The 2,230-nt window shown below is 70.9% G+C and carries 3 protein-coding genes; 1 reads left to right on the forward strand and 2 read right to left on the reverse strand.

Annotation, left to right across the window (positions count from 1 at the left end):
• The coding region (locus VMI11_13300; GenBank protein ID HTY73382.1) for a glutamate decarboxylase at positions 1–1,135 on the forward strand (1,135 nt) is incomplete at its 5' end.
• Positions 1,136–1,145: 10 nt separating this feature from the next.
• Here VMI11_13300 and VMI11_13305 read toward each other — a convergent pair.
• Positions 1,146–1,535: a hotdog domain-containing protein gene (locus VMI11_13305; protein HTY73383.1), complete on the reverse strand. Its 390-nt coding sequence runs from the start codon at positions 1,533–1,535 to the stop codon at positions 1,146–1,148.
• On the reverse strand, positions 1,532–2,230 hold a 699-nt coding region (locus tag VMI11_13310), incomplete at its 5' end, for an OAM dimerization domain-containing protein (protein HTY73384.1). The genes VMI11_13305 and VMI11_13310, both read right to left, overlap by 4 nt.

The following is a 2,230-nucleotide window of genomic DNA, read 5'->3' on the forward strand; positions in this document are numbered from 1 at the left end:
CGACAAGAACATGATCGACAAGGACGAGTACCCGCAGACGGCCGAGCTCGAGGTGCGCTGCGTGGAGATCCTCAGCCGGCTGTGGCACGCCCCGGACGCCGCGACCGCAACGGGGTGCTCCACGACCGGGTCGAGCGAGGCCGCGATGCTCGGCGGCCTCGCGCTCAAGCGCCGATGGCAGCAGCGTCGCGCCGCCGAGGGCAAGCCCGCTGATCGGCCGAACATCGTCATGGGCATCAACGTGCAGGTGTGCTGGGAGAAGTTCGCGAACTACTGGGACGTGGAGATGCGGCTGGTCCCCATGGACGGCGAGCGCTTCCACCTCTCCCCCGAGGGCGCGGTCGCGCTGTGCGACGAGAACACCATCGGGGTCGTGGCCGTGCTCGGGTCGACGTACGACGGCTCCTATGAGCCGGTGGCGGACATCTGCGCCGCGCTCGACGACCTCCAGGAGCGCACCGGGCTCGACATCCCCGTGCACGTCGACGCAGCGTCGGGCGCCTTCGTCGCCCCCTTCGTCGACCCCGAGCTGGTGTGGGACTTCGCCCTCCCCCGCGTGGCCTCGATCAACGCCTCCGGCCACAAGTACGGCCTGGTCTACCCCGGCGTCGGGTGGGTCGTGTGGCGCGACCACGAAGCGCTGCCCGCGGACCTCATCTTCTGGGTCAACTACCTCGGCGACAACATGCCGACCTTCGCGCTGAACTTCTCCCGGCCCGGCGCTCAGGTGGTCGCGCAGTACTACAACTTCCTGCGGCTCGGCTACGACGGCTACGCGAAGGTCCAGGGGTACGCCCGCGAGGTGGCCACCCGCCTCGCCGAGGAGGTCGAGGCGATCGGGCCGTTCCGACTCCTCACGCGCGGCGACGAGCTCCCCGTCTTCGCCTTCACCCTCGCCGACGGCGTCGACGGCTACAGCGTCTTCGACGTCTCGGACGCGCTGCGCGAACGCGGCTGGCAGGTGCCGGCCTACACCTTCCCGAAGAACCGCACCGACCTGTCGGCGCTGCGCATCGTCGTCCGGCGCGGCTTCGGCCACGACCTCGCGGACCTGTTCATCGATGACCTGAAGCGGGTGCTCCCCCGGCTGCACGGGACCGCGGAGGACGGCCAGCGCAGCGGCTTCCACCACTAGGGCAGAACAACTAGGGCACGACGACCGTCCCGGCCGCGGTCGTGGCGACCAGCGGCTCGTCGAGGACGCGCGCCGCCGACGCGGAGCGCTGCGGGTCGGCCCGGCACACGACCCGCGCCTCGAACGCGAGAGCACGTGATCGGCGGCCGACGCGGATCACGCGCGCCTCGACCTCCAGGACGTCCCCGGCTCGGACCGGCGCCAGGAACTGCACGTCGGAGTACGACGCGAAGAGCCCCTCGTCGCCGTCGGTGCGGATGCACGCCTCGGTGGCGACGTCACCGAACAGCCCGAGGACGTAGGCGCCGTCCACGAGGTCGCCGCCGTAGTGCGCGTGCGAGTACGGCACGTAGCGGCGGTGGGTCACCGTCAGGCCGAGCCGCGGGTCGTCGTCGGTCACGAGGCATCCTCCTCCGGAGCCAAGACGTGCACGAGGTACGAGGCGACCTCGCCGGGCGTGGTGCCCTTGCCGAAGATGCGGTCCACCCCGAGGTCGGCCGCGCGGGCATCACCGAAGCGCGGGCCGCCGACGACGAGCAGCGGCCGTTCGTGCGCCGGGTAGGCCTCGCGGAAGGCCGCGGACATCTCCTCCGTGTTGATCAGGTGGGCGTCTCGCTGGGTGACGACCTGGCTGACGAGGACCGCGTCGGCCCGCGCCTGCTTGGCCCGGGCCACCAGCTCCGGCACGAGCACCTGCGCGCCGAGGTTGAGCACCTCGATCTCGGCGTAGTGCTCCAGACCCTTCTCGCCCGCGAACCCCTTGATGTTGAGGATCGCGTCGATGCCCACGGTGTGCGCGTCGGTCCCGATGCAGGCCCCGACGACGACCAACGGGCGGTGCAGGACCCGCTTGATCCTTGCGTCGACCTCCTTGGGACCCAGTAACGGGAACTCGCGCTCCTGGACCTCCACCTGGTGCACGTCGACGAGATGGTGCACGGGGCCGTAGACGACGAAGAACGTGAAGTCCGGCCCCATCGCCTTGGCGTGGACGACCAGGGCCGGGTCGATGCCCATCCGGTTCGCGAGCTGGACCGCGGCGCCCTCGGCGCGCCGGTCGTGCGGCAGCGGGAGCGTGAACGACACCTGCACCAT

It is taken from the genome of Actinomycetes bacterium (assembly GCA_035506535.1).
In the GTDB taxonomy this organism is placed as follows: domain Bacteria; phylum Actinomycetota; class Actinomycetes; order DATJPE01; family DATJPE01; genus DATJPE01.